This is a genomic window from Microbacterium sp. (assembly GCF_030149085.1).
In the GTDB taxonomy this organism is placed as follows: Bacteria; Actinomycetota; Actinomycetes; order Actinomycetales; family Microbacteriaceae; genus Microbacterium.
Genome location: NZ_JASBSF010000350.1, coordinates 1 through 5,206 on the forward strand (window position 1 = coordinate 1; position 5,206 = coordinate 5,206).

The following is a 5,206-nucleotide window of genomic DNA, read 5'->3' on the forward strand; positions in this document are numbered from 1 at the left end:
GGCCAGCAGCCCCATCGTCGCGCCATCTGTGAGCGGTGACGAGGTGCCCGCGGTTACGCGCCCGTGGGGGCGGAAGGGGGTCTTCAGCGAGGCGAGCCCCTCCATTGTCGTTTCCGGGCGGCGACCCTCGTCCGCGGTCGCGAGCCCCCAGGCCCCGTCTGCCGTCTTGATTGCAACGGGCACGAGCTCCGGCTGGATCTTTCCGGCGTCGTATGCTGCCTGCGCCTTCTGCTGGCTGAGCATGCCGAACCGGTCGGCGCGTTCCTTGGTCAGCTGCGGGAAGCGGTCATGGAGGCGTTCGGCCGTGACGCCCATGTTCAGCGCGCCGGGGTCGACCATCTTCTCGGCGACGAAGCGCGGGTTGGGGTCTGCGTTTGAGCCGATCGGATGACGCCCCATGTGCTCCACACCGCCCGCGAGTGCGAGGTCGTACATGCCGAAACCGATCGAGCCGGCCATGGTGGTGACGCTTGTCATCGCGCCTGCGCACATCCGGTCGATCGCGAAGCCCGGAACGGTCATCGGTAGTCCGGCGAGGATGGCCGCTGACCTACCGAGCGTCAGGCCTTGATCGCCCGTTTGCGAGGTCGCAGCGATCGCAACATCGTCAATGCGGTCCTTTGGGACGTCAAGATTGCGTTCCATCAGCCCGATGATCGCCTTGACTGCCAGGTCGTCAGCCCGGGTGTTCCAGTACATGCCCTTTTCGCCCGCGCGCCCGAATGGGGTGCGCATACCGTCGACGAAAAAGACGTCCGACATTTCGGCCACTCTGCCTCCAAGGATTGGGAATGAAGCCAGCCTAGGAACGCGTCAAAACGGCACAGAATCGGTTGGGTCGAACCTACGAAGCGCTCTCCGAGGCCTCGGAGGAGGGTTGACCGGATTCCACAAAGGCTTCAGCGATCACCTGTGCAGTCTGCTCAATCTGCCACGGTCGCGCACCGAGTTCCGCCAGCGCTGCGGCGATTCCGGCGGCGTCGGTGACAGCCGGGGGAGCCCAGGCGACGCGTCGCAGCAGCTCTGGGGTGAGAAGGTTCTCGACCGGCATATGCAACGACTGCGCGAGTTCGTCGATCGCCGGCTTGGCTGCCTTGAGCCGGGCGTCGGCCTCGGGCGCTCGGTCGGACCATGCTCTCACCGGCGGGATCGTGTCGGTGTTGCGCACCCGCTCGGGCGGGAGATCGAGGTCGGCGCGTCCCGCTTCGAACGCCGCCCACCATCGATCGAGTTCGGAGCGGCTGGCTCGACCGGTGAACTCCTTGAGGCCTGCGAGCTGCTGCTTGGTCTTCGGATCCGCGAGGATCGCGGCGACCAGAGCCCGGTCGGGAACGAGGCGTCCGGGCGAGACATCCTGCGTGATGGCGAGTTCTTCGCGGGCAAGCCACAGGGCCCGCGCGATCGCCAGCCCGCGGCGCCCACGCACCGTATGGAGACCGCTGAGTCGGCGCCACGGGTCTTCCCTCGCTGGCTTCGGCTCCCGGGTGAGCACAGCGGAGAACTCTTGTGCCGCGAACTCCGTCTTGCCGTCATCCGCGAGCTGCTGGGCAAGGATGTCGCGCACATCGATGAGGTACTCCACATCGAGCGCGGCGTACTCGAGCCACGCTTGTGGAAGCGGACGGGTCGACCAGTCGGAAGCCGAGTGAGCCTTCGCGAGAGTGACGCCGAGGGTCTCTTCAACGACGGCGCCGAGGCCCACGCGCTCTCGTCCGAGGAGTCGTGATGCTAGTTCGGTGTCGAAAATCGTCGGAGGCTCGAGGCCCAACTCGCGCAGGGAAGGCAGGTCCTGACTGGCGGCGTGAAAGACCCACTCGAGGTCACCGATTGCCTGCTGCAGCGACGAAAAGTCGGTGCCGACCGCTGGCGGGTCGACCAAAATCACGCCGGCGCCGCGGCGGAAAAGCTGCACGAGATACGCGCGTTGCGAGTAGCGGAACCCGGAGGCGCGCTCAACGTCGACGGCTACCGGGCCTTCTCCTGCTGCGAGGTGCGCAGCCGCGGCACGGAGGGCGTCGGCATCCGTGATCACGGTGTATTCAGCCACGGCTTACCCTGCGGGAGGTTACTGTTGCGATCTGCTCAGACCCGGGCGGAAGTCCCGCCAGCATGCACACGAGCTCTGCCCACGCCTCGACGTGCGCGTCGAGGTTCGCGGTCGGTGTCCACGACGCGCGAAGTTCGATCTGCGCGCCATCGCCTTCGTCGGCGAGACTCCCGAATCCCTTCGAGAGGGTCTTCGTTGCGGTGCCTGAGGGGGAGTGATAGTTAGCGGCGTGTGCCTGTAGGGCGTCGGTGAGCCACGACCACGTCACATCCGCCAACAGCGCGTCGATGCCGATCTCGGGCTCCAGTGGCGCCTGCGCAAAGCACACGATGCGCCAGGCTCCGTTCCACTGGGAGGGCTCGTCCGGGTCATGCAACAGGATGAAGCGACCCGTTCCGTACGCTGAGTCGATACCGGATGCCTCGGGCCTCACGTCGGCAGCAAGGGCCAGTGCGTGAGGAGCAAGGCCGGTCGGTGCAGGAATCTCGCGGACCGTGAGGTCGTCACGAAAGGTGGCCTCGCGAATCACCGCGGCCACGTCGTCGAACGCCACCCCCGACAGAAGGTCTCCGGTCACCCCGACAGACTAGAGTGAGGACCCCATGGTCGAGTCCAGGCGCGCCGCCTCCCCACAGTACGTCGTTGTTGTCAAAGCGGCTCTCACGGTGATCTCATTGGCCTTCGGTGCCGTCCTTGCGCTGTGGGGCGGTATCGCCGTTCGCATGGCCCGGAAAGTCGTCACACCGGCGGCTCGGATCCCCGATTGCCGCATCCTCGAGCTTGATACATCTGCCCAGACCATCACGCTCACGCGGACCCCCGACACCGAACTCGCTGGCCGGTATGGCCTGTTCACCACGGGCACAGAGCGCTACCTCAAACTCGGATCCGTGCTGTCGGAAACGACCGACACGGTCAAGCGCAAGCTCCTGACGCACGTCGGTCCCCAGGCGCGGATCGTCAGGGATGCCGCGTTCAGCGGGTGGTATTACGAGCGCCCCGAAGAACTGCACCTGCCCTTCAGCCCGGAGCTGGTCGGCTCGGCGCTCGGACCCTGCCCCGCATGGTTGTTTCCCGCCGGTCAGGGCGACATCTGGGTGATCCAGGTGCACGGGCGTGGCACCACGCGAGCGGAGTGCCTGCGCGCCGTGCCGGTGTTCCACGGGTTGGGAATCACGTCGTTGGTCGTCTCGTATCGCAATGACGGCGAGGCGCCTCGGAGCCGATCGGGTACCTACACGCTCGGAGCTACCGAGTGGCGCGACGTCGACGCCGCGGTCGGGTTCGCCCGCCGGCGGGGCGCGAAGCGGGTCATCATCATGGGCTGGTCGATGGGCGGCGCGATTGCGCTGCAGCTTGCCTTGAACTCGGCCCACCGTGACCTCATTGTCGGGCTCATCCTGGACTCGCCTGCCATCGACTGGCGGAGCATTCTCGACTACCAGGCGCGGGAGATGAAGCTTCCCGCGCCGATCACGCGCCTGGCGATCACTGTCCTTGGTGCCGATTGGGCGACGGCGCTCACCGGCGCGGGAGCAGCGATTCCGTTCCGTCGACTCGACGTCCTTGCCCGCTCGGCGAAGCTTCGGCATCCGATACTCATCCTCCACAGCGACGATGACGGCTTTGTCCCCTCGGATGCCTCCCACGATCTGGTCGTCGCGCGTCCCGACCTCGTGGAACTCGACGTGTTCAGTGTGGCTCGTCATACCAAGCTGTGGAACTACGACCAGGAGCGCTGGACCGGCCGGATCACGCGGTGGCTCATCCAGCGCGGGTTCGTCAGCGAGCGCGCAGACGCAGATAGGTGAATCCCTCGTCGTCGACGAGGTGACCGGCGAGCTCCGTCGCGACGGCGTTGTGGATCCCCAGAAATGGATGCTCCACCGGTGTCAGCGCTGGTGCGACGGTGACGCAGTACTCGTCGATGACTCCTGAATCCGCGAACTGCCTAGCCAGTGACGGTCCGCCCTCGCACACGAGGTGACGCAGGCCCCGATCCCGGAGAGCGTCAACGACGAGCTCGGGCGTGGGCTCGTCGGCAGGGAGTCCGACGACCTCGGCCGACAGGTGGGCGACGGATGCCTTCACCTGCTTCGCCCGGGGCACGGGGCACAGCACAATCAGGGGCTGTTGCGCCCCGTCAGGCATCCGGAGCCCCTCCAACGAGCCCGAGCGGGTCACGACTGCGAGAGCTGCGGACCGGGGGAGGAGGTAACCCTCGGCGCGCACTGTCTGAGCCCCGACGATGACGGCATCCGCCGCCGCACGGATGGCGCTGAGAATGAGGCGGTCGGCCCCGCCGGTGAGGGTCTCGCTCGTGCCGTCGACGCCGACAGCGGACCCGGTGAGCGAGGTGATCATGTTCAGTCGCACGGACTCTGGATCTGCGGACCCGTAGCGCGCGGCGATCCACGCGCGTGCTGCATCACGGTCGTCATCGATGTCGATCGAGTCGAGGCTTCGCGGCGACAGTTCGGTCACGATCATGGAGAGATCCTCTCTGGGCCCGCGGGAACTCCGTTGGGGGAGTCCTCGCGTGCGCGGGGTGTGGTGACAGCCCGCGTAAAGTAGGAGGGTCCTCCCGCCCCCCCTGACTCTAGGCGGCACGCGGCACGCCCGCATCCGTCTCCACTGCGGAAGCCACCCATGCCAGCATCCGGCCCCACCGGCATCGTCCACCTCGCAACGCGCTCACCCGAGCTCTCCGGCGACCAGATGGTGGCGGCGCTCACGCCCCCACCGCAGTTCGCCCAAGCGTCGTTTGAGTCCTACCGCGCCGACCCTGCCTTTCCTTCCCAGCAGGAGGCGAAGGAACTGCTCATCACCTTCGCCGGGGGGCGCCCTGATGTGGCGCGCGGAGGCCTGTTCCGGCGGCGACCCAAGCAGCCCGAGCTGAAGCCCGGCGTCTACCTCGACGGCGGATTCGGTGTCGGCAAGACGCACCTTCTTGCCGCGATTTATCACGCGATGCCGGTACGCCGGAAGTACTTCGGATCGTTCATCGAGTACACGGCCCTGGTCGGGGCGCTGGGCTACCAGAACGTCGTCAAGCTCTTCACGGGAGCCGACCTGCTGTGCATCGACGAGTTCGAGCTCGATGATCCCGGCGACACGATGGTCATGACGCGTCTGCTGGGCGAACTGGTGGCCACGGGC

The 5,206-nt window shown here is 66.8% G+C and carries 6 protein-coding genes; 2 read left to right on the forward strand and 4 right to left on the reverse strand.

The window, feature by feature from the left end; translation table 11 throughout:
• From Q1V87_RS14370 to Q1V87_RS14380, 3 genes are all read right to left on the reverse strand, one after another.
• Positions 1-771: thiolase family protein (locus Q1V87_RS14370; protein WP_300594306.1), on the reverse strand; the 771-nt coding region annotated here is incomplete at its 3' end.
• Between the two features lie 73 nt (positions 772-844).
• Positions 845-2,047, reverse strand: coding sequence for an HRDC domain-containing protein (locus tag Q1V87_RS14375; protein WP_300594309.1), 1,203 nt, complete (start codon positions 2,045-2,047; stop codon positions 845-847).
• Positions 2,040-2,624: a DUF3000 family protein gene (locus Q1V87_RS14380; RefSeq protein ID WP_300594312.1), complete on the reverse strand. Its 585-nt coding sequence runs from the start codon at positions 2,622-2,624 to the stop codon at positions 2,040-2,042. Before Q1V87_RS14380 ends, Q1V87_RS14375 begins: the two co-directional genes overlap by 8 nt.
• Positions 2,625-2,649: 25 nt before the next feature.
• Between Q1V87_RS14380 and Q1V87_RS14385 the strand changes: the two genes are divergently transcribed.
• Positions 2,650-3,858 (forward strand): alpha/beta fold hydrolase, encoded by a 1,209-nt coding sequence (locus Q1V87_RS14385; RefSeq protein WP_300594315.1) that lies wholly within the window; start codon positions 2,650-2,652, stop codon positions 3,856-3,858.
• Here the strand turns inward: Q1V87_RS14385 and Q1V87_RS14390 are convergent.
• The gene (locus Q1V87_RS14390; RefSeq protein WP_300594317.1) at positions 3,830-4,537 is read right to left on the reverse strand and encodes a dihydrofolate reductase family protein; all 708 of its coding nucleotides are present in this window, start codon (positions 4,535-4,537) and stop codon (positions 3,830-3,832) included. The two genes, Q1V87_RS14385 and Q1V87_RS14390, sit on opposite strands and share 29 nt — an antisense overlap.
• A gap of 159 nt (positions 4,538-4,696) precedes the next feature.
• Between Q1V87_RS14390 and zapE the strand changes: the two genes are divergently transcribed.
• On the forward strand, positions 4,697-5,206 hold a 510-nt coding region (gene zapE, locus Q1V87_RS14395; RefSeq protein ID WP_300594320.1), incomplete at its 3' end, for an AFG1/ZapE family ATPase.

Excerpts from the sequence above, each read along its gene's own strand:
- Q1V87_RS14385 (WP_300594315.1), top strand. The coding sequence starts at position 2,650 with ATGGTCGAGTCCAGGCGCGCCGCCTCCCCACAGTACGTCGTTGTTGTC.
- Q1V87_RS14390 (WP_300594317.1), bottom strand. The coding sequence starts at position 4,537 with ATGATCGTGACCGAACTGTCGCCGCGAAGCCTCGACTCGATCGACATC.